General features: G+C 70.3%; 19 protein-coding genes. 11 read left to right on the top strand and 8 right to left on the bottom strand.

Annotated elements, in window-relative coordinates:
- Positions 1 to 16: 16 nt before the first annotated feature.
- A complete protein-coding gene (locus QBE02_RS11615) occupies positions 17 to 964 on the bottom strand; it encodes an SDR family NAD(P)-dependent oxidoreductase (RefSeq protein WP_279365846.1) in 948 nt (315 codons plus the stop codon).
- A gap of 192 nt (positions 965 to 1,156) precedes the next feature.
- Here QBE02_RS11615 and QBE02_RS11610 point away from each other — a divergent pair, with 192 nt between their 5' ends.
- The 3 genes from QBE02_RS11610 to QBE02_RS11600 all read left to right on the top strand — a co-directional run bounded on the left by QBE02_RS11610 (position 1,157) and on the right by QBE02_RS11600 (position 2,434).
- On the top strand, positions 1,157 to 1,327 hold the full coding sequence (locus QBE02_RS11610) for a CsbD family protein (RefSeq protein ID WP_055832729.1): 171 nt from the start codon (positions 1,157 to 1,159) through the stop codon (positions 1,325 to 1,327).
- A 111-nt stretch (positions 1,328 to 1,438) separates the two neighbouring features.
- The gene (locus QBE02_RS11605) at positions 1,439 to 2,269 is read left to right on the top strand and encodes an HAD-IIA family hydrolase (protein WP_056224678.1); all 831 of its coding nucleotides are present in this window, start codon (positions 1,439 to 1,441) and stop codon (positions 2,267 to 2,269) included.
- An 18-nt stretch (positions 2,270 to 2,287) separates the two neighbouring features.
- A complete protein-coding gene (locus QBE02_RS11600) occupies positions 2,288 to 2,434 on the top strand; it encodes a hypothetical protein (protein ID WP_176786312.1) in 147 nt (48 codons plus the stop codon).
- Positions 2,435 to 2,581: 147 nt separating this feature from the next.
- On the opposite strand, the gene pyrE is transcribed toward QBE02_RS11600, so the two are convergent.
- The gene (gene pyrE, locus QBE02_RS11595; RefSeq protein ID WP_279365845.1) at positions 2,582 to 3,160 is read right to left on the bottom strand and encodes an orotate phosphoribosyltransferase; all 579 of its coding nucleotides are present in this window, start codon (positions 3,158 to 3,160) and stop codon (positions 2,582 to 2,584) included.
- A gap of 83 nt (positions 3,161 to 3,243) precedes the next feature.
- On the opposite strand from pyrE, the gene QBE02_RS11590 reads away from it, so the two are divergent.
- Complete coding sequence (locus tag QBE02_RS11590; RefSeq protein ID WP_279365844.1) at positions 3,244 to 4,089, top strand: exodeoxyribonuclease III; 846 nt, start codon at positions 3,244 to 3,246, stop codon at positions 4,087 to 4,089.
- Between the two features lie 185 nt (positions 4,090 to 4,274).
- Here the strand turns inward: QBE02_RS11590 and QBE02_RS11585 are convergent, their stop codons facing one another.
- Positions 4,275 to 4,847, bottom strand: a complete 573-nt coding sequence (locus QBE02_RS11585; RefSeq protein ID WP_279365843.1) for an NADPH-dependent FMN reductase — start codon at positions 4,845 to 4,847, stop codon at positions 4,275 to 4,277.
- Positions 4,848 to 4,991: 144 nt separating this feature from the next.
- Here QBE02_RS11585 and QBE02_RS11580 point away from each other — a divergent pair, with 144 nt between their 5' ends.
- From QBE02_RS11580 to QBE02_RS11560, 5 genes are all read left to right on the top strand, one after another.
- A complete protein-coding gene (locus tag QBE02_RS11580; RefSeq protein ID WP_279365842.1) occupies positions 4,992 to 6,251 on the top strand; it encodes a sensor histidine kinase in 1,260 nt (419 codons plus the stop codon).
- Complete coding sequence (locus QBE02_RS11575) at positions 6,244 to 6,921, top strand: response regulator transcription factor (RefSeq protein ID WP_279365841.1); 678 nt, start codon at positions 6,244 to 6,246, stop codon at positions 6,919 to 6,921. The genes QBE02_RS11580 and QBE02_RS11575 overlap by 8 nt, the downstream gene beginning before the upstream one ends.
- 230 nt (positions 6,922 to 7,151) lie before the next feature.
- Positions 7,152 to 8,036, top strand: a complete 885-nt coding sequence (locus QBE02_RS11570) for an ABC transporter ATP-binding protein (RefSeq protein WP_279365840.1) — start codon at positions 7,152 to 7,154, stop codon at positions 8,034 to 8,036.
- Positions 8,033 to 9,178 carry an ABC transporter permease gene (locus QBE02_RS11565; RefSeq protein WP_431844562.1) on the top strand — a complete coding sequence of 382 codons (1,146 nt, stop codon included), beginning with the start codon at positions 8,033 to 8,035 and terminating at the stop codon, positions 9,176 to 9,178. Before QBE02_RS11570 ends, QBE02_RS11565 begins: the two co-directional genes overlap by 4 nt.
- A gap of 97 nt (positions 9,179 to 9,275) precedes the next feature.
- Positions 9,276 to 10,433: a hypothetical protein gene (locus QBE02_RS11560; RefSeq protein WP_279365839.1), complete on the top strand. Its 1,158-nt coding sequence runs from the start codon at positions 9,276 to 9,278 to the stop codon at positions 10,431 to 10,433.
- 6 nt (positions 10,434 to 10,439) lie between these two features.
- Here the strand turns inward: QBE02_RS11560 and QBE02_RS11555 are convergent, their stop codons facing one another.
- The 3 genes from QBE02_RS11555 to QBE02_RS11545 are packed head-to-tail and all read right to left on the bottom strand — an operon-like array spanning position 10,440 to position 13,439.
- Positions 10,440 to 10,820, bottom strand: a complete 381-nt coding sequence (locus tag QBE02_RS11555; RefSeq protein WP_279365838.1) for a VOC family protein — start codon at positions 10,818 to 10,820, stop codon at positions 10,440 to 10,442.
- Positions 10,821 to 10,834: 14 nt separating this feature from the next.
- On the bottom strand, positions 10,835 to 11,617 hold the full coding sequence (locus QBE02_RS11550; RefSeq protein ID WP_279365837.1) for a hypothetical protein: 783 nt from the start codon (positions 11,615 to 11,617) through the stop codon (positions 10,835 to 10,837).
- Positions 11,618 to 11,657: 40 nt separating this feature from the next.
- The gene (locus QBE02_RS11545) at positions 11,658 to 13,439 is read right to left on the bottom strand and encodes a glycoside hydrolase family 15 protein (RefSeq protein ID WP_279365836.1); all 1,782 of its coding nucleotides are present in this window, start codon (positions 13,437 to 13,439) and stop codon (positions 11,658 to 11,660) included.
- Between the two features lie 113 nt (positions 13,440 to 13,552).
- Here QBE02_RS11545 and QBE02_RS11540 point away from each other — a divergent pair, with 113 nt between their 5' ends.
- Both QBE02_RS11540 and QBE02_RS11535 read left to right on the top strand, forming a co-directional pair.
- Positions 13,553 to 14,914 (top strand): glucose-6-phosphate dehydrogenase, encoded by a 1,362-nt coding sequence (locus QBE02_RS11540; RefSeq protein ID WP_279365835.1) that lies wholly within the window; start codon positions 13,553 to 13,555, stop codon positions 14,912 to 14,914.
- 159 nt (positions 14,915 to 15,073) lie between these two features.
- Positions 15,074 to 15,658, top strand: coding sequence for a nitroreductase family protein (locus QBE02_RS11535; RefSeq protein ID WP_279365834.1), 585 nt, complete (start codon positions 15,074 to 15,076; stop codon positions 15,656 to 15,658).
- 190 nt (positions 15,659 to 15,848) lie between these two features.
- Here the strand turns inward: QBE02_RS11535 and rraA are convergent, their stop codons facing one another.
- Both rraA and QBE02_RS11525 read right to left on the bottom strand, forming a co-directional pair.
- A complete protein-coding gene (gene rraA, locus QBE02_RS11530) occupies positions 15,849 to 16,316 on the bottom strand; it encodes a ribonuclease E activity regulator RraA (protein WP_268102626.1) in 468 nt (155 codons plus the stop codon).
- 73 nt (positions 16,317 to 16,389) lie between these two features.
- Entirely contained in the window at positions 16,390 to 18,588 is a 2,199-nt protein-coding gene (locus QBE02_RS11525) for an ATP-dependent Clp protease ATP-binding subunit (protein ID WP_279365833.1), read from the bottom strand.
- Positions 18,589 to 18,681 lie beyond the last annotated feature (93 nt).

Below are 18,681 nucleotides of genomic sequence, written 5' to 3'. Positions count from 1 at the left end.
GCGCGAAGACCCGGATTCAGGATGCCGCGCGTCGAGCCCGATCGAACGGCCACCGCACGTGCGTCGCCGTCTCGCACGCGCGCCACAGGTCGGCGCCGAGCTCTCCCCCGCGCGTCCGACGAGCGGGTGTCGCCACCCGCGGAGCGCCCCGCGCGACCAGCGCCGGTCCATACATCGAGCCGCCCTCGGCGAAAGGGTCGACGAGCGCGCGGACGAGCGCCCAGGCCCCCTGCTCCTTGGACTGAGTGATCGGGGCCTGCAGGTTGTCGAGGAAGCGGGTGAGACGACTCGGCTCGTTGACCCCGCGCACTCCGCGGGTCCGGCCGCTCGTCGAGTACCCGGGGTGCGCGACGAGGCTCTGGACCGGGACGCCGTGAGCCATCAGGCGCTTCTGCGCCTCGAGCGCCAGAGCGGTCGTCGCCGCCTTCGACTGCACGTAGGCGCGCCAGGGCGAGTAGCCCTCACGCAGTTCGGGGTCGGTGGGGACGTGGCGCCACAGCGAGGTCGACATGCTGCCGACCCACACCATGCGCCCGCGCGCGGCGGCCAGGGGCTTGAGCAGCTCGCCGGCGAGCGCGAAGTGTCCGAGCACGTTGGTCGCGAACACCAACTCGTGGCCGCCGGCGGTCTCGCGCTCCTTGGGCGGGTGGACGATGCCCGCGTTCAGCAGCAGACCGTCGAGGCGCCCGCGCGCGCGGGCCGTGGCAGCGGCGGCACGCACCGAGCCCATGTTGCTGGTGTCGAGCAGCAGCGTCTCGATGCTGGCATCCGGAGTCGATCGCTTGATCGCTGCCTTGGCCGCGGACATCTTGTTGGGATTGCGCCCCGTCAGCAGCACGTGGGCTCCGGCGCCCGCGAGCTGCTCGCAGGCGAAGAAGCCGAGCCCGCGCGTGGCGCCCGTGACCAGATAGGACCGCCCGGAGAGGTTCGGGAGGTTCTCGGGGTCCCATTCGGTTCGCGTCACCCTTCGACCCTAACGAGATCGAGCCCGTCCGTCACGGGTGCATTCCGCAGGCGGAATACCGCCCGATGAAAAGTTTTTCGCGACCTCGCGTGACGAATCCCGCTCGGGGTACGTCTCCTCTGTGAGCAACCCGCTCCGTCGCGACGAGATCCTCCCGCCGCCGACGCCGACACGACAAGAAGGAGTCAGATCATGGGTCTCGACGACAAGATCAAGAACGCCGCTCAGGACATCGTGGGCAAGGCGAAGGAAGCGATCGGCAACGCGACCGACAACGACAAGCTCGCCGCCGAGGGTAAGGCCGACCAGGTCAAGGCCGACGCCAAGAAGGCCGGCGAGAACGTGAAGGACACCTTCAAGTAAGTCGGCTTCCGCGGACGGGCGGGTCACGACTCCGGTCGGGCCCGCCCGCGCTCGTTCATCGGAAAACCAGCCCCTGGGAGCGTGTCGGTGGCTGGGTCTAGGCTGGGCCCCATGCGGACCCGAGGCGATATCGAGTGCTGGCTGACCGACATGGACGGCGTTCTCGTTCACGAGAACACGCCCATCGCCGGAGCATCCGAGCTGCTCGCGCAGTGGCGCTCCGAGGGCACGCCGTTCCTCGTGCTGACGAACAACTCGATCTACACCCCGCGTGATCTCAGCGCCCGCCTGCGGGCATCGGGACTCGTCGTCCCCGAGTCGTCGATCTGGACGTCGGCGCTGGCCACGGCCGACTTCCTGAAGTCGCAGATGCCCGGCGGCTCCGCCTTCGTCATCGGCGAGGCGGGGCTCACCACCGCCCTGCACGAGGCGGGCTTCATCATGACCGAGACCACCCCCGACTACGTCGTCGTGGGCGAGACCCGCAACTACTCGTTCGAAGCGATCACGAAGGCGATCCGCTTCATCCGCGGGGGCGCGCGATTCATCGCGACGAATCCGGATGCCACGGGCCCCTCGACCGAGGGAGTGCTGCCCGCCACCGGAGCCATCGCGGCCCTGATCACCAAGGCCACGGGCAAGGAGCCCTACATCGTCGGCAAGCCCAACCCGATGATGTTCCGCTCCGCCCTCAACCGCATCGGCGCCCACAGCGAGAACACCGGCATGATCGGTGACCGCATGGACACCGACATCGTCGCCGGCATCGAGGCGGGCCTGCACACGGTGCTCGTCATGACCGGCATCAGCGACCAGCGCGAGATCGAGCGCTACCCGTTCCGCCCCGACGAGATCCTGGGCTCGGTCGCCGAACTCGTGCGCGCCGAACCCGTCGAAACCGATCTCGCCGACGGCGAAGAGGGCCTCGAAGCGGGACTCTGAGCCCGAGGAGACCACATCATGGACGACCGCACCCTCTGGCTGATCGTCGCCTTCGTCATCACGGCGGGAACACTCGTCGCCTTCATCGTGCAGTGGCGCCGTTCGCGTCGGGGCGGCAGCGGTCGTCGCGACCCGTTCGACGGGCCGGGAGACGACGCTCCCTGAGCGCGGCCGTCGCACCGTTCGGGGCGGCGAGGGGTCGGCATCCACTCCCTGTGCGTCACGAGAGCAGGGCGCGTCACCGAGGCAGGACGATTCGCGTGGAATCGGCCTGTTCTCGGCGCACCAGGCTGTTCCGGTGGCGCGGCGGGCTTACTGCGGGGCGAGGCCCAGGTCGTCGAGGTCGATCGACCCCAGCCACTGCAGGCCCTCGGCCTCGATCGCGGCCTGAGCGCCGGTCTTGCGGTCGACGACGACCGCGACGGCGACGACCTCGGCGCCCTCGCGGCGCAGGGCCTCGACGGCCTTGAGCGCCGACTGGCCCGTGGTCGAGGTGTCTTCGACGACGACGACGCGCTTGCCCTTCACATCGGCGCCCTCGATCTGGCGGCCGCGGCCGTGGTCCTTGGGCTCTTTGCGCACGACGAACGCGTCGAGCGGGCGACCGGCGTGCACCGACTCGTGCATGACGGCGTTGGCGATGGGGTCGGCGCCGAGCGTGAGTCCACCGACGGCGACGACGCCGTCGAGGTCTTTCACCAGGTCGAGCACCAGGCGACCGATCGCGGGAGCGGCGCGGTGGTCGAGGGTGAGCTTGCGCATGTCGACGTAGTACGTCGCCTTCTTGCCGCTCGAGAGGGTGAAGTCGCCGTGGAACACCGCCTCGTCCTTGATGAGGCCGATGAGGGCCTGACGGTCGGCTTCGAGCTCGGGCGTGGAGGCGGTGGTCACGGCCCCGAGTTTAGTGCTCCATACGGATAACGCCGGGGTCACCCTGGCCGCCGATGTCGGCGGCCGAAAGTAGGCTGGATGCCATGCGCCTGGCCACCTGGAACGTCAACTCCATCCGCGCCCGCGTCACCCGCACCGTCGAGTTCTGCGTGCGCGAGCACATCGACGTGCTGGCGATGCAGGAGATCAAGTGCAAGACGGAGCAGTTCCCCTACGCGGCGTTCGAAGAGGCCGGGTACCACGTCGTCGCGCACGGGTTGAACCAGTGGAACGGCGTCGCCATCGCGAGCCGCGAGCCCCTCGAAGACGTCGAGATCGGCTTCCCCGGCATGCCCGGGTTCGAGAAAGGCAAAGAGGGCCCCGACCTGCCGCAAGAGGCGCGCGCGATCGGGGCCACCGTCAACGGTGTGCGCGTGTGGAGCCTCTACGTGCCCAACGGGCGCGGGCTCGACGACCCGCACTACGTCTACAAGCTCGACTGGCTCGACAAGCTGCGCCAGTACACGGCCGACACCCTCGCCGCCCACCCCGACCTGCCGCTCGCGCTGACCGGCGACTTCAACATCGCCCCGACCGACGACGACAACGGCGACCCCACGGTCGTCGAGGGCGCGACCACCCACGTCTCCCCGCCCGAGCGCGAGGCGTTCCGCGCCTTCGAGGCCGCGGGCCTCACCGACGTCGTGCGTCCGCTGATCCCCACCGGCTACACCTACTGGGACTACAAGCAGCTGCGCTTCCCCCGCAACGAGGGCCTGCGCATCGACTTCATCCTCGGCTCGCGGGCGTTCGCCGACGCGGTGCACGGCGCCGAGATCCACCGCAACGAGCGCAAGGGCGAGGTCCCCAGCGACCACGTGCCCGTCGTCGCCGACCTCGACCTCTCGGGCGCCGACGACGAGGACGACCTGCCGATGATCTTCGGCTGAACGCCGGCTCCCGCGGCATCCCGAAACGCGTACGCAGGCCCGTCGATTCCGCAAGTAGAGGGCTGAGCCCGTCGAAGCCGTGGGGACCATTGCATCCCGCTCCGACGACAGGCTCACGGACGTGGATGGCTCCGATACGACGACGGGGCCGAGGGCGAACCCCCGACCCCGTCGCGAAAGGCGCCTCAGGCTGCGGGGACCTCGGCGGGAGCGGTGCGCTTCGCGAGGGTCACGAGCGCCTCGATGATCGAGCGCAGGAACGCGGCCGTGCCCTCGTCGGTGACGGTGCCGTCCTCTTCGAACAGGCCGGGGGTCGACTGGATGTAGCCCTCGGGCTGACCGAGGACGAGGGCGTTGTAGTGCAGGAGCACGGCGCGCAGGTGCTGCTGGCCGGCGGCGGTGGCGATGCCGCCCTGCGAGGTGCCGATGACGGCGGTGGGCTTGTCGGTGAACGAGGCCTCGCCGTAGGGGCGGGCCGACCAATCGAGGGCGTTCTTGAGCACGCCCGGGATCGAGCGGCTGTACTCGGGGGTCACGACGAACATGGCGTCGGTGTCTTCGATGGCCTTCTTGAAGTCACGCGCGACCTGGGGAAAGTCGCCGTCGTAGTCGGGCGAGTAGAAGGGCAGGTCCTTGATCGGGACCTCCTTCAGCGTCACGCCCTCGGGGGCGACCTTCTCGAGCGCCTTCGCCAGACGGCGGTTGATCGAGGTGCTGGAGATGCTGCCGACGATGTAGCCGATCGTGTAGTCGGTCACGATGATCCTCTTTCTGGACGACGGGGGCGCCGGGCGCCCGAACTCATTCACGTGCAAGCATCACGATCGAACCTGTATTCCCCCTCCTCTTGACTCCGCCTCGCGGGGGATGCAGGTGTCGGCGGTCGGCTCTAGCGTGGAGGGATGCCACGACTCACGCGCGCGCAACAGCGCAACGACATCGTGCTCGCGGTCGTGCTGTTCCTCGGGGGCGTGCTGAGTGCGGTGCTGTCGTCGATATCGGGCATCTACGGTGACCAGCAGGGCTCTCTCGCCGTGGCGCTCGGCTACGTCGCCGTGCTCGCGATCCCGCTGGCGTTCCGCCGACGGTGGCCGTCGGTGGCGGCGGTCATCGTGACCTTCGCGTACTTCCTCGCCGTGACCTTCCGCATCCCCGAGCTCTATGCCGGCAACATCGCCATGTTCATCGCGCTGTACACGGTGGGCGCGTGGGAGACGAACCGCCGGCGCGCGACGATCGTGCGCATCGCCCTCATCGTGGGCATGTTCGCGTGGTTGTTCGTCGTCATGTTCCAGCAGGCCACGCTCCCCGTCGGCGACGAGGTCGAGGGGGCCTTCTCCCGAGCGGGGTCGTTCTCACCCTTCGTCGCGTACCAACTGCTCACCATCGGGGTGAACGCCCTGTTCTTCGGGGGCGCCTACTACTTCGGCGACCGCTCCTACCAGCAGATGCGCGAGCGCGCGGCCCTCGAAGAGCGCACGGCGGAGCTCGAGTCCGAGCGCGAAGTGACCGCGGCGCAGGCCGTGGCCCTCGACCGCGTGCGCATCGCGCGCGAGTTGCACGACGTGGTCGCCCATCACGTGTCGCTGATGGGCGTTCAGGCGGGCGTCGCCCGCTCGCTCCTGACCCGCGACCCCGACGCCGCTCGAGAGACGCTCTCGAGCGTCGAGAGCTCGGCGCGCACCTCTCTTCACGAGCTGCGCCAGCTGCTCGAGACGCTGCGCGCGCCGGGGTCGGACGGCGCCCCCGACACCGCCCCCACCACCCATGGCCTGACGTCGATCCCGTCGCTGGTCGATGACGCCACCGCCGCAGGGCTCCCGACGACCTTCACGCTCGTCGGCGAACCCGCGTGCGACCCGCCACCCCTCGTCCAGGTGAATCTCTATCGCATCGCCCAGGAAGCGTTGACGAACGCCCGCCGCCACGCGGGTCCCGACGCCACCGCCGACGTGCGCCTCCGGTTCGAATCGGATGCCGTCGAGCTCGAGATCTCGAACACCGGGCGCAGCGGCTCCGCAACGCCCGGACTCGGCCAGCTCGGCATGCGCGAGCGCGCCGCCGTCTCGGGCGGGACGATCGAGATCGGGCCGCGCTCGCGCGGCGGATACCTCGTGCGGGCACGTGTGCCCCTCGCCGCGGCGGAGATGGCGAATGTCTGAGCTGCGCATTCTCCTGGTCGACGACCACGCCATGATGCGGGCGGGATTCCGGACGATCCTGTCGCTCGAGCCCGACATCGACGTGGTGGGTGAGGCGGCATCCGGTGTCGAGGCCCTCGCCGCCGCGGCCCGTCTGCGACCCGACGTGATCTGCATGGACGTGCAGATGCCCGACATGGACGGCCTCGAAGCGACCCGACAACTGACCGCCGACCCCGCGTCGGAGGCGGCCGTCCTCATCGTCACGACCTTCGACCGCGACGACTACCTCTTCGCGGCGCTGGCCGCCGGGGCCAGCGGCTTCCTCCTCAAGAACGCGGGGCCGGAGGAGCTGGTGTCGGCCGTCCGGATCGTCGGATCCGGCGATGCCCTCCTCGCCCCCGAGGTCACCCGCCGGGTCATCGAGCGTTTCGCGACGCGTGACGCCGAGGTGCCGGCATCCCTTCCCTCCGCCACCATCGAACCGCTGCACCTCAGCGAGCCGCTGACCGAGCGCGAGAGCGAGGTGCTCTCCCTCGTCGCCGAGGCGCTCAGCAACGCCGAGATCGCGGCGCGCCTGTTCATCGGCGAGGCGACGGTGAAGACGCACGTGTCGAACGTGCTGCAGAAGCTCGGCGCGCGCGACCGCGTGCAGGCCGTGGTGCTGGCGCACCGGCACGGCCTGGCCTGACCGCCGGCGCTCTCGAGCGCCGATCCCGCACCAAGACGCCCTGCGATCCGCGAGCTCACCGACCGTCCGGTGTCATCCCGGGTCGTCTCGACGGACGAGGGTGACCTCGGCGGCGCCGTGGCGGGCGGCACCCCCTCCCCCTCACGGTGGAGCCACGAACCGCCCCACGGCGGAGGTGGCGCGGCATCCCTATCCCTAGCGTGGGAGACATCGAGAAGAAGGGATGCATCGTGCTCCATCTGGACGGCATCACCAAGAGCTACGGCGGACGCCGCGTGCTCGACGGCGTGGGCTTCAACGTCGCCCCCGGGCGTCTCACGGGCTTCGTCGGCGGCAACGGCGCGGGAAAGACCACGACGATGCGCATCGCGCTGGGCGTGCTCGGCAAGGACGCGGGCACCGTCGAATTGAACGGCGCGGCGGTCACCACCGCCGACCGGCGCCGCTTCGGTTACATGCCCGAGGAGCGCGGGCTGTACCCGAAGATGAAGGTGGCCGAGCACATCGCCTACCTCGCTCGGTTGCACGGCTTCGGCAAGGCGGAGGCGACCCGCAAGGCGACGACTCTCCTCGAGCGCCTGGGCCTCGGCGAGCGCCTTGGCGATCTCATCGAGACGCTCTCGCTCGGCAACCAGCAGCGCGCGCAGATCGCCGCCTCGCTCGTGCACGAGCCCGAGGTGCTGATCCTCGACGAGCCCTTCTCGGGTCTCGACCCGCTCGCGGTCGACGTGGTGGCCGGCGTGCTGCAGGAGAAGGCCGCCGACGGCGCGGCCGTGCTGTTCTCGTCGCACCAGCTCGACGTCGTCGAGCGCCTCTGCGACGACCTCGTCATCATCGCCGACGGCACGATCCGCGCGAAGGGGAGCCGCGAAGGCCTCCGCGCCGAGCACGCGACCCACCGCTACGAGCTGGTCTCGCGCGGCGACACCGGGTGGCTGCGCGACGAGCCCGGGGTGCAAGTGATCGACTTCGACGGCGGATACGCCCTCTTCGACGCCGACGACGACCTCACCGCCCAGCGCGTGCTGCGCGACGCGGTCGGCCGCGGCGACGTCGCCAGCTTCTCTCCTCAGCGCCCCACCCTGGCCGAGATCTTCAAGGAGGTCATCCAGTGAGCACTCCGACCATCACCCCTCCCCCCTCGTCGACGAAGGCGGCACCCCACCGCGCGCCGGGAGAACTGCACAGCATCTGGCTGGTCGCCGAGCGCGAGATCGGCTCGAAGCTGCGCAGCAAGGCCTTCGTCATCTCGACCGCGATCCTCATCGTCGCGGCCCTCGCGTCGGTGCTCTGGGGCGGTTTCACCGCCTCGAACGCCAGCGCCAGCGGCATCCCGGTCGCCGTCACCTCGCAGACGCAGAGCGCTGTGTCGGGTCTCGACGGCCTCGAGGTGACGGTCGCCGACAGCGACGACGCCGCGCGCGCCCTCGTGACGGAGGGGACGGTGGATGCCGCCCTGGTCTCGGGATCGTCGGAATCGGCGTTCGACTTCACCGTCGTGGTGAAGGACAGCGTCCCCTCGACGCTCCTGCAGATGCTGAGCGACACCCCGCCGGTGGACCGCCTCGAGCCCGGGTCGAACGCCGCCGACGTGCTGCGGTACTTCATCGCGCTGGCCTTCGGCATCGTCTTCCTCATCGCGGCGACGACCTTCGGCGGGACGATCGCGCAGAGCGTGGTGGAAGAGAAGCAGACGCGCGTGGTCGAGATCCTCATCTCGGCGATCCCCGTGCGGGCTCTCCTCGCGGGCAAGGTGCTCGGCAACTCGATCCTCGCGATGGCCCAGATCGTTCTGCTCGCCGCCGTCGCGGTCGTGGGACTGGCCGTCACCGGTCAGGCCGGGGTGCTCGACGCTCTCGGCGCCCCGATCGCGTGGTTCGCGATCTTCTTCCTGTTCGGCTTCGTCCTTCTCGCGGCGCTGTTCGCCGCGGCCGCGGCGATGGTCTCGCGCCAGGAGGACATCGGGGCGACGACCACCCCGATCACCATGCTGATCATGGCGCCGTACTTCCTGGTGATCTTCTTCAACGACAACCCCGTCGTGCTGACGATCATGTCGTACGTGCCGTTCTCGGCCCCGGTGGGGATGCCGCTGCGCATGTACCTCGGCGACGCGCAGTGGTGGGAGCCCGTGCTCTCTCTCCTCGTGCTGCTGGCCTCGTGCGTGCTCGCGATCGGCGTCGCCGCGCGCATCTACCGCAACTCGCTGCTGCGCATGGGGGCGCGCGTCAAGCTCGGCGAGGCTCTGCGGGGCTGACCGGTTCGGGTCCGGTCGGCGGGCGGGTGGATGCTGCGGCTTCGGCATCCACCCGCCCTTTTCGTCGTCGCGAAGAGGCACCGTTAGGCTCGATGACATGCTGCGCCTGCTCGCTTTCCTCGCGCTCGGAGCCGTCCTCGGCGGTCTCGCGGTAGCCGCCCTCGGGGATCAGGAAACGGGTTTCGAGGTCTTCGGAATCGCTCTCGCGGTCTTCATCATCTCGACCGTGCTCGTCGGCGTCGCGAAGTCCCTGTCTCCCGCGCTCCCCTCGCCGGCGGCGGTCACCGCGGCCCGTGACGCTCGCCGTCTCGGGCACGCGCGCATCGACGGGGTCCGCCAGACCGGCACCCTCGTCAACGACCAGCCGGTGTGCGAGATCGACGTCACGGTGATCGCCCTCGACGGCGGGGCGTGGGCGACCACCCTCCGTCGGATCGTCCCCCTGATCGAGCTCGCCGCGTATCAGCCGGGCCTCGAGCGCGATGTCGTGATCCTGCTCGACGGCGGCCCCGAGGTCGTCTTCGCCGACGGCGAGCTCTCCCCCACCGAGCGGGCGCGACTCGTCGTGCCGGCCCGATCCGCGGTCGAGTTGCGACCGATCGAAGCGGGAACCCGCGTCCGCAACGGGCGCCGGAGCGGCCCCCTGCTCGGCGTGGGTCGTCGCGGGCGGCCGTGGCGCCTGGCCCTGTTCGCGGTGACCACGATCGTGGCCGCGACCGTGGTGCTCCTGCCCTATCGCGACGGAATCGCGCTCACGGTCGCGGCGTGGCAGGACGGCCGCTGGAACGCCGACATGCGCACCCCCGACTCCCTGCAGACGGCGAAGCGTGCCGTGCAGGCCGAGATCGGCCACGATCAGGTGGTCTCGATCGTCGTGACCCCGGATGCCGTGATCGTCGATGCCCCGATCCGACCCGGGGAACAGGCGACCGACGAGTGGAACTTCCGCGCGGGGCGTGTCAGCCACGACGGAGCCGCGCTGAGCCAGCCCCGTGTCGCCGAGGAGCAGTTCTCGTGGAGCGACGTCGCGCTCGACCGGGTGTGGCCCGCCCTTCAGGAGGCCTCGGAGCAGAGCGGCCTTCCGATCGGAGGCACGCCGGTGTCCATCAGGCGCACCAGCGACGGCGATATCGAAAGCCCCACGTTCACCGAGAGCGTGGGGCTCCCTGACGTCTCGTTCGGACTCAGCGACGACTACCGCAGAGCATCCTTCACCCTCTCGGCCGACGGGAGCCGGCTCACACCGATCGGGTGAACCCGGTCACTCGTCGAGGACGGCGAGAACGTTGCCCGCCGGATCGCGGAACCAGGCGACCAGCGGACCGCCCTCGCGCATGATCCCGCGCGAGTCCGTCGGGAAGTCGGCGTCGTCGTAGATCTTCGTGTCGACGCCGCGCGAGCGCAGATCGTCGACGGCCGCCTCGACGTCGGCCACCGGGAAGTTGAGCACGGTGAACGACGCGGGCTCGTGGTGCGGCTTGCCGTAGACGAGGACGCGCCCTCCGGACCCCAGATGGAGCGTGAGGAACCCCGACCCCTCGAGCACCTCCACCCGGAGTCCGAGGGTGTCCGCGTAGAAGCGGTGAGCGGCCTCGAGGTCGTCGACCGCGAACCCCGAAAAGGCGCCATCGGGACGGAACATGATGTTCTCCTTCGCTATTGCGCCACGTAGGCCGTGACGCTCGGTGACAGACGGATCGGGATGCCGGTGACGTCGGAACCGTCGGGGTCGCCGATCGCGACGGTCAGACCCTCGTCGACACCGAAGATCGCGGCTCCCTCCTGCGCTCCGCTCGCGCATCCGGCCGACCACGGACGGTTGTCGGTGGACGTGAACGTCACGATGCAGCGCCCGTCCCCGTCGTCGGGTTGGGCGAGGTAGATGCGGAAGTCGCTGACCGTGGCGATGTAGCGCGTGCTTCCGGCGTCGATCCCGCTGTCGCGCAGGATCTCGGCCGAGATGACGTCCTCGACCGTCTGCGGGAACGTCAGTTCGGGAAGGGCCGCCGCCGCGGGGTCGGGGGTCGCCGCCACGGTCGGCGCCGTGCTCGCCCCGATCGCGATGCCGATCCCGAGCACGACGAGGGCGCCGACGACGGTCGCGACGATGCGGAGGAGGCGGCGCGATGGCGAGGAGGCCGCATCCGGGATCGTGGCGCGGGTGCGGTCCGCGTCGCCAGCCGGTGCCGACGTGCCGAGCGTGGAGGCGAAGACGTCAGAGGCCGTCGAGGGGTCGGCCCGGGGGCCGACGGGGGACGAGGGCCACGTGGGATCGAGCGCTCCGACGGGGGCGGGTGCCGCGACCGTGACGGGGACGGCGGAGCGACGCGCGCGTTCCTCGAGCTCGGCGAGGCGCTCGATCATGTCGGGCGTCGCCGTGGCTCCCTCGGCCCCGTACACGCGCTCGCGCAGGCGGTGCAGCTCGACGTCGTCGTCCATGCGTCGACTCTAGGCCCGGGTCGGCGCGACCGGGCCCGACTCAGTCCTCGCGGGCGGGCGCCGTGGCGTCGAGGGCGTCGGCGGCGCCCACCAGAGCGAGGTGCGAGAGCGCCTGCGGGGTGTTCCCGGCCTGTCGACCGGTCGTCGGGTCGAACTCCTCGGACAGCAGGCCGAGATCGTTGGCCACTGCGGTCAGCCGCTGCATGAGAGCGAGAGCCTCGTCGCGGCGCCCGCTGTGGGCGTACTGGCCGACCAGCCAGAACGAGCACGCGAGGAAGGGGTGCTCGTCGCCGGTGAGACCGTCGACACCCGTCGTCCGGTACCGCAGCAGCCAGCCGTCGGGCATGAGCGTCTCTTCCATGCGCGCCACGGTGGCGAGCATGCGCGGATCGTCGTAGGCGCAGAAGCCCACCTGCGGCAACACGAGCAGCGAGGCGTCGACCTCGTCGGTCTCGAAGTGCTGGGTGAACCACCCGCCGGCGTGCACGCCGTGCGCGTCGATGTCGGCCCGGACCCGGTCGCGCAGCGTGCGCCAGGTCTCGACGTCGCCATCGCGCCCGCCCTCTTCGACGGCCCGGATGCCACGGTCGAACGCGGCCCACACCATCGCCCGCGAGTGCGTGAAGAAGTGCGGGTCGCCGCGCATCTCCCAGATGCCAAGATCGGGGCGATCGACCTCGCCGGCCAGTTGATCGAGGAGCGCACGCTGCAGGGCCCACGAGAACGTCGTCTCTTCGACGCCGGCGTCACGAGCCGCCTCGAGGGCCACCATGACCTCGCCGATGACGTCGGCCTGGTACTGATCGACCGCGCCGTTGCCGATGCGCACGGGGGCCGCGCCCCCGTAGCCGGGAAGACCGGAGATCTCGCGCTCGGGAAGGTCGCGCTCGCCCGCGATGCCGTACATGATCTGCACGTCCGCCGGATCGCCCGCGATCGCCCGCAGGAGCCAGTTGCGCCAGCGGTGGGCCGCGTCGAGGTACCCGTGATCGATGTACGCGCTCAGCGTGAGGGCGGCGTCGCGCAGCCAGACGTAGCGGTAGTCCCAGTTGCGCGATCCGCCGAACGCCTCGGGGAGCGAGGTGGTCGCCGCCGCGACGATGCCGCCCGTCTCGGAGTGGGTCAGGGCGCGGAGAACCATGAGCGAGCGGGTGACGAGTGCCGCGTGCGTACCGGCCGACTGCACCCGGTCGGCCCACGCGGCCCACCATTCGCGGGTCCGCTCGAGCGCCGCCTCGACGTTGAACGGCGCCGGCGGATCCTGCCACGACGGCCCCCACGCCAGCACCGAGTCGATGCTCGCGCCCGCGACCGTCGTCCATCGGCCGCGGTGGGCGGTGTCGACGGCGATGAGGCGGGGGCCCCGGAGGGTGACGGCGTCGGGTCCGGCGACGGCCAGGATGGCGTGCTCGTCGCCGCGGCCGACCTGGCGCACCCACGGCACGGCGCGGGCGTAATCGAAGCGGAGCCGCACCTCGCTGACGAAGTCGACCTCCCCCGACACCCCGACCACGCGGCGGATGAGCGCCTCGACACCCTCGTCGACCGGCATCGCGTCGTAGACGTCGGCGACTCCCGTAGCGGTCTCCCATCGCGTGACGAGGACGAAGGTGTCCCCGTCGTAGCGCCTTGTCGCTGTGGCCTCGGGATCGGCCGGACGCAGCGACCACGCCCCGTGGGACTCGTCACCCAGCAGGGCACCGAACATCGATCCGCTGTCGTACCGCGGCATGCACAACCAGTCGACGCTCCCGGCAGAGGAAACGAGAGCGGCGGATCGGCAGTTGCTGAGGACCGCGTAGTCCTCGATCGGAGTCGTCACCCTCGGATTGTGGCAGGTGCCGCCGACATCATGGCCGAACATCGCGCTAGTGGCATCCATGCGCCCGCTGCAAGCGGCACGGCGATGTCGCAACCGAGCGCTACGGTGGCCCCATGGCGGCGGACACCACCCTGATCATCCTGGGCGCTTCGGGCGACCTCACCTCGCGACTGCTCCTCCCGGCCCTCGGCCAGCTGCTCTCGCGCGAACCGAAGCGATCGGTGCGCCTGCACGGGGCGGGCATGGAGGACTGGACCGACGAGCACTGGCGCGAGGTCGTGCGCAAGGCCTTCCAGACGATGGATGCCGACTCCGCGTTCGCCGCGGTCTCCGACACAACGTACTCACAGGCCGACATCACGAAGGCCGACGACCTGCAGAAGCTCCTCGACGACGCCGATGGCCGCCCCGCGCTGTACTTCGCGGTGCCCCCGGCCGTCACCGAGAAGGCCTGCCTCGCGCTGAGCGACGTGACCATCCCCGAGGGCACGGTCCTGGCCCTCGAGAAACCGTTCGGCACCGACGAGGCGAGCGCGCACACGCTCAACACGCAGCTGGCGACCCTCGTGCCCGAAGACCAGGTCTTCCGCATCGATCACTTCCTCGGCCGCTCGACCGTGCTGAACCTGCTCGGAACGCGCTTCGCGAACCGCATCATCGAGAGCGTCTGGTCGGCCGACGACATCGCCTCCATCCGCATCGACTTCCCCGAGGCCCTCGGCCTCGAGGGCCGGGCCGGGTACTACGACGCCGCCGGCGCCCTGGTCGACATGATCCAGAGCCACCTCCTGCAGGTCATGGCGTTCGTCACGATGGAGCCCCCGGCATCCCTCGATCAACTCGACCTGCGCGACGCGACCTCCGCGGTCCTGCGTGCGACGCACGTCAAAGACGACGACCCGGTCGCGAACTCCCGCCGCGCACGCTACACCGCGGGCGATGTGGGCGACCGCCACTTCCCCTCGTACGTCGACGAGCCGGGCGTCGACGCGTCGCGGGGCACCGAGACCCTGGCCGAGATGACCGTCGAGGTGCGCACGGCCCGCTGGCAGGGGGTTCCGATCCTGCTGCGGTCCGGCAAGGCGCTCGGCGCGGGCGACCCGGCCGTCACGGTCGCGTTCAAGCCCGTGCGGCACCTCCCCGTCGGCTTCGTCGGCGAGAGCGAGCCCTCCGAGATGGTGTTCTCGCTCGGCCCCGACACGATCAGCCTCGGCCTGAACATCAACGGCGCCGACGACCCGCTCGACCTCGAGCGGGTGAACCTGTCGACCCACCTCGGCGAGGGCGCCCTCAAGGCCTACGGCGAGGTGCTCTCGGGCATCCTCGACGGAGACGCCATGCTCGCCGTCCGCGGCGACGCGGCCGAGCAGTGCTGGCGCATCGTGCAGCCCGTCATCGACGCGTGGCGCAAGAACGAGGTGCCTCTCGACGAGTACCCGGCGGGCACCGCGGGACCGTCGTCCTGGAACGACTGACCGATCCCGCGGCACGCCGCCATCACCCGGCGGCGCGGGATGAGGGTCGGCTCCTCATCAGAGACGCATAAGTTCACACGGGAACACGTCGCGCGGCGACGGCGTTCAATGGTGCGGGTCAACGGCGTCCCGCATCCGTCCCCGTTCTCAGGAGAACCCATGTCTCTCACGCTCGACCGCACCGCCCCCACCGACGCTCCCATCCTCGACGTGCTCGCCGAGCGCTGGAGCACCCGCGTCTTCGACCCCGAGACGCCGATCGACGAAGCCGCTCTGCGCTCCGCCCTCGAGGCCGCCCGTTGGGCCCCCTCGGGCATGAACTTCCAGCCGTGGCGCTTCATCGTCGCGCGCCGCGGGACCGCCGCCCACGAAAAGGTCGTCTCGGCTCTCATGGGCTTCAACCAGGCCTGGGCACCCGACGCCGGCGCCCTCCTCGTGGTGCTCGCCGAAACCGAGACCGAAGACGGCGAAGCGCGCACCTGGGCGCTCTACGACAGCGGCCAGGCCGCCGCGCACTTCACCGTGCAGGCGCACGCCGAGGGCCTCTCGACCCACCAGATGGGCGGCTTCGTGGCCGACGAGTTGCGCGCCGCCTTCGACATCGACGCGCGTTTCACCCCGGTCACCGTGATCGCCGTCGGCGCGCTCGGCGACGTCGACGCGGCCGAAGAGGGCCTGCGTCAGCGCGAGCTCGCCCCTCGCCAGCGTCGCACGGTCGAGGAGTCGCTGCTCGTCGACGACTGAGCCCCGGCATCCCGCTCGAAGAACGCCGTCTCGAGTGAGACACGCACCGTTGCGTCGTGTCTCGCTCGGGCGGCGTTCCTCATGGGCGCCCGGCCCGACGGGCGGAGGAGGTGCCCGGGCCGCGCCGAAGCGGCTTCCGCCGACGCGCCGTCACTCTCGCGTAGGACGCGTCGGCTCTCGGAACGCGCGCTCAGCGCTCCACGAGCACCCCGTCGGCGTCCGCCCACACGTGGCGTCCCGGCGCGAAGACGACCCCCGCGATGGTCACCGTCACGTCGACCTCGCCCGCGCCGTCCTTCGCGCTCTTGCGGGGGTTCGAGCCGAGCGCCTTGACCCCCAGGGGCAGCTCGGCCATCGCCGCGCGGTCGCGGATCGCCCCGTTCACGATGACCCCCGCCCACCCGTTGTCGACCGCGGACGCGGCGATCAGGTCGCCCACGAGCGCCGACTCGAGCGAACCACCGCCGTCGACCACGAGCACGGCTCCGTCGCCGGGGGTCGCGAGCACTCTCTTGACCAGCGCATTGTCGCGGTGGCAGCGGACGGTGCGGATCGGTCCGTCGAAGGCGACGTGCCCGCCGAGGTCGATCATCGCGAGAGAGAGCGAGTCGAGTTCGTCGCCGCGCTCGTCGTACAGGTCGGCCGTTGCGATCGTCATGGCGCCAGGCTAACGGGGCCGGTAGGCCAGAAGAGGGGATGCCGTGGTGGCATCCCCTCTTCTGGACGGGGCTCTACTCGACGATCTCGGCCTCGATCACGTCGTCGTCTCCGGGTTCTTCCGTGGCGGGACCGGTGCTCACGAGCATGAGCGAGTCACCGTCGCTGGCCACGTCGACCCGCACGACGTCTCCGTCGCGCACCGAGCCCGCCAGGATCGCCATCGCGAGGCGGTTCTGGATCTCGGTCTGGATGAGACGCCGCAGCGGACGGGCGCCGTACACCGGGTCGTATCCGCGCTCGGACAGCCACGACCGGGCGTCGGGGGTGACCGCCAGGCTCAGCCGGCGCTCGCGAAGACGCTTGTGCAGCGCGTCGACGGCGAGCTCGACGATCTGCGCGAGGTCGTCCTGGCTCAGGGCCTGGAAGATCACGATGTCGTCGAGACGGTTCACGAACTCCGGCTTGAAGGCCTGACGGACGAGCGCCTGCACCTGCTCGCGCTTGGTGTCCATCGACAGGGTCGGGTCGATGAGGATGGGCGAGCCGAGGTTCGAGGTGAGCACCAGGATGACGTTGGTGAAGTCCACGGTGCGGCCCTGGCCGTCGGTCAGTCGACCGTCGTCCATGACCTGCAGCAGCACGTCGAACACCTCGGGGTGCGCCTTCTCGACCTCGTCGAGCAGCACCACCGAGTACGGCCGACGGCGCACGGCCTCGGTCAGCTGGCCGCCCTGCTCGTAGCCGATGTAGCCCGGAGGGGCACCGACCAGGCGCGAGACGGAGTGCTTCTCGCCGTACTCCGACATGTCGATGCGCACCATGGCGTGCTCGTCGTCGAAGAGGAAGTCGGCGAGCGACTTCGCGAGCTCGGTCTTGCCGACACCGGTCGGGCCGAGGAACAGGAACGATCCGACCGGTCGGTGCGGGTCGCTGATGCCCGCGCGCGAGCGACGAACGGCGTCGGACACCGCCTTCACGGCATCCCGCTGTCCGATGAGGCGCCGGCCGAGCTCGCGCTCGAGGTTGAGCAGCTTCTCGGTCTCTCCCTGCAGCAGGCGTCCCACCGGAATGCCCGTCCACGCCGCGATGACGGCCGCGATGTCCTCGTCGGTGACCTGGTCGTTGACCATGCGGTCGCCCGCGGGCTCTTCGCGTTCGGCGACCATGAGCTCGCGCTCCAGCGCCGGGATCTCGGCGTACAGCAGTCGCGACGCCCGCTCGAGGTTGCCCTCGCGCTGCGCGCGCTCGGCGTCGACGCGAGCGGCATCCAGCCGGGTCTTCAGGTCGCCGACGCGGTTGAGCGAAGCGCGCTCGCGCTCCCACCGCGCCTGCAGGTCGTCGAGCTTGGCCTGCTCGGCGGCGAGGGTCTCGCGGAGCGTGGCGAGGCGCTCTTTCGACGCGTCGTCCTTCTCTTTCTTCAGCGCGAGCTCTTCGAGCTTGAGGCGGTCGACGTGGCGACGCAGCTCGTCGATCTCGAGCGGGGCCGAGTCGATCTCCATGCGCAGGCGCGATGCGGCTTCGTCGATCAGGTCGATCGCCTTGTCGGGCAGCTGACGCGCGGGGATGTAGCGGTTGGACAGGGATGCCGCGGCCACCAGCGCCGCGTCGGCGATCGCGACCTTGTGGTGCGCCTCGTACCGCTCCTTGAGGCCGCGGAGGATCGCAACGGTGTCCTCAACCGAAGGCTCGCCGACGTAGACCTGCTGGAAGCGGCGTTCCAGCGCGGCATCCTTCTCGATGAACTCGCGGTACTCGTCGAGCGTGGTCGCACCGATCAGGCGCAGCTCGCCGCGCGCGAGCATGGGCTTGAGCATGTTCGAGGCCGCGACCGAACCCTCGCCGCCACCCGCGCCCATGAGCACGTGCAGCTCGTCGATGAACGTGATGATGCGACCGTCGGACTCGGTGATCTCTTTGAGGACGCTCTTGAGGCGCTCCTCGAACTGCCCGCGGTACATCGCACCGGCCACCAGGGCCGAGATGTCGAGCGAGACGAGCTCTTTGTCCTTGAGGCTCTCGGCGACGTCGCCCGCGACGATGCGCTGGGCGAGGCCCTCGACGACGGCGGTCTTGCCGACGCCGGGTTCACCGATGAGCACGGGGTTGTTCTTGGTGCGCCGGGTGAGCACCTGGCTGACGCGACGGATCTCGCCGTCGCGCCCGATGACGGGGTCGAGCTTGCCCTGACGGGCCCGGTCGGTGAGGTTGATGCCGAACTGCTCGAGGGCGCTGCGCGCGTCCTCCTGCCCCGGCTGTTGAGTGGCGTTCATGTGGTCTCCTGAAAGTCTGTTCGCAAACTTGAGTTGCGTTGACTCAAGTTTAGCAGTGAGGCGTGTGGAGAGCAATGGATGCCGGGACCTTGG

It is taken from the genome of Microbacterium testaceum, from assembly GCF_029761935.1.
Taxonomy (GTDB): Bacteria; Actinomycetota; Actinomycetes; order Actinomycetales; family Microbacteriaceae; genus Microbacterium; species Microbacterium testaceum_A.
Note: the sequence above shows the minus strand (reverse complement) of the source record. Positions and strands in the feature narration are given on the sequence as shown.

Excerpts from the sequence above, each read along its gene's own strand:
- QBE02_RS11590 (WP_279365844.1), top strand. The coding sequence starts at position 3,244 with ATGCGCCTGGCCACCTGGAACGTCAACTCCATCCGCGCCCGCGTCACC.
- QBE02_RS11540 (WP_279365835.1), top strand. The coding sequence starts at position 13,553 with ATGGCGGCGGACACCACCCTGATCATCCTGGGCGCTTCGGGCGACCTC.
- rraA (WP_268102626.1), bottom strand. The coding sequence starts at position 16,316 with ATGACGATCGCAACGGCCGACCTGTACGACGAGCGCGGCGACGAACTC.
- QBE02_RS11555 (WP_279365838.1), bottom strand. The coding sequence starts at position 10,820 with ATGTTCCGTCCCGATGGCGCCTTTTCGGGGTTCGCGGTCGACGACCTC.
- QBE02_RS11575 (WP_279365841.1), top strand. The coding sequence starts at position 6,244 with ATGTCTGAGCTGCGCATTCTCCTGGTCGACGACCACGCCATGATGCGG.
- QBE02_RS11580 (WP_279365842.1), top strand. The coding sequence starts at position 4,992 with ATGCCACGACTCACGCGCGCGCAACAGCGCAACGACATCGTGCTCGCG.
- QBE02_RS11600 (WP_176786312.1), top strand. The coding sequence starts at position 2,288 with ATGGACGACCGCACCCTCTGGCTGATCGTCGCCTTCGTCATCACGGCG.
- QBE02_RS11605 (WP_056224678.1), top strand. The coding sequence starts at position 1,439 with ATGCGGACCCGAGGCGATATCGAGTGCTGGCTGACCGACATGGACGGC.
- QBE02_RS11550 (WP_279365837.1), bottom strand. The coding sequence starts at position 11,617 with ATGGACGACGACGTCGAGCTGCACCGCCTGCGCGAGCGCGTGTACGGG.
- QBE02_RS11525 (WP_279365833.1), bottom strand. The coding sequence starts at position 18,588 with ATGAACGCCACTCAACAGCCGGGGCAGGAGGACGCGCGCAGCGCCCTC.
- QBE02_RS11560 (WP_279365839.1), top strand. The coding sequence starts at position 9,276 with ATGCTGCGCCTGCTCGCTTTCCTCGCGCTCGGAGCCGTCCTCGGCGGT.
- QBE02_RS11610 (WP_055832729.1), top strand. The coding sequence starts at position 1,157 with ATGGGTCTCGACGACAAGATCAAGAACGCCGCTCAGGACATCGTGGGC.
- QBE02_RS11535 (WP_279365834.1), top strand. The coding sequence starts at position 15,074 with ATGTCTCTCACGCTCGACCGCACCGCCCCCACCGACGCTCCCATCCTC.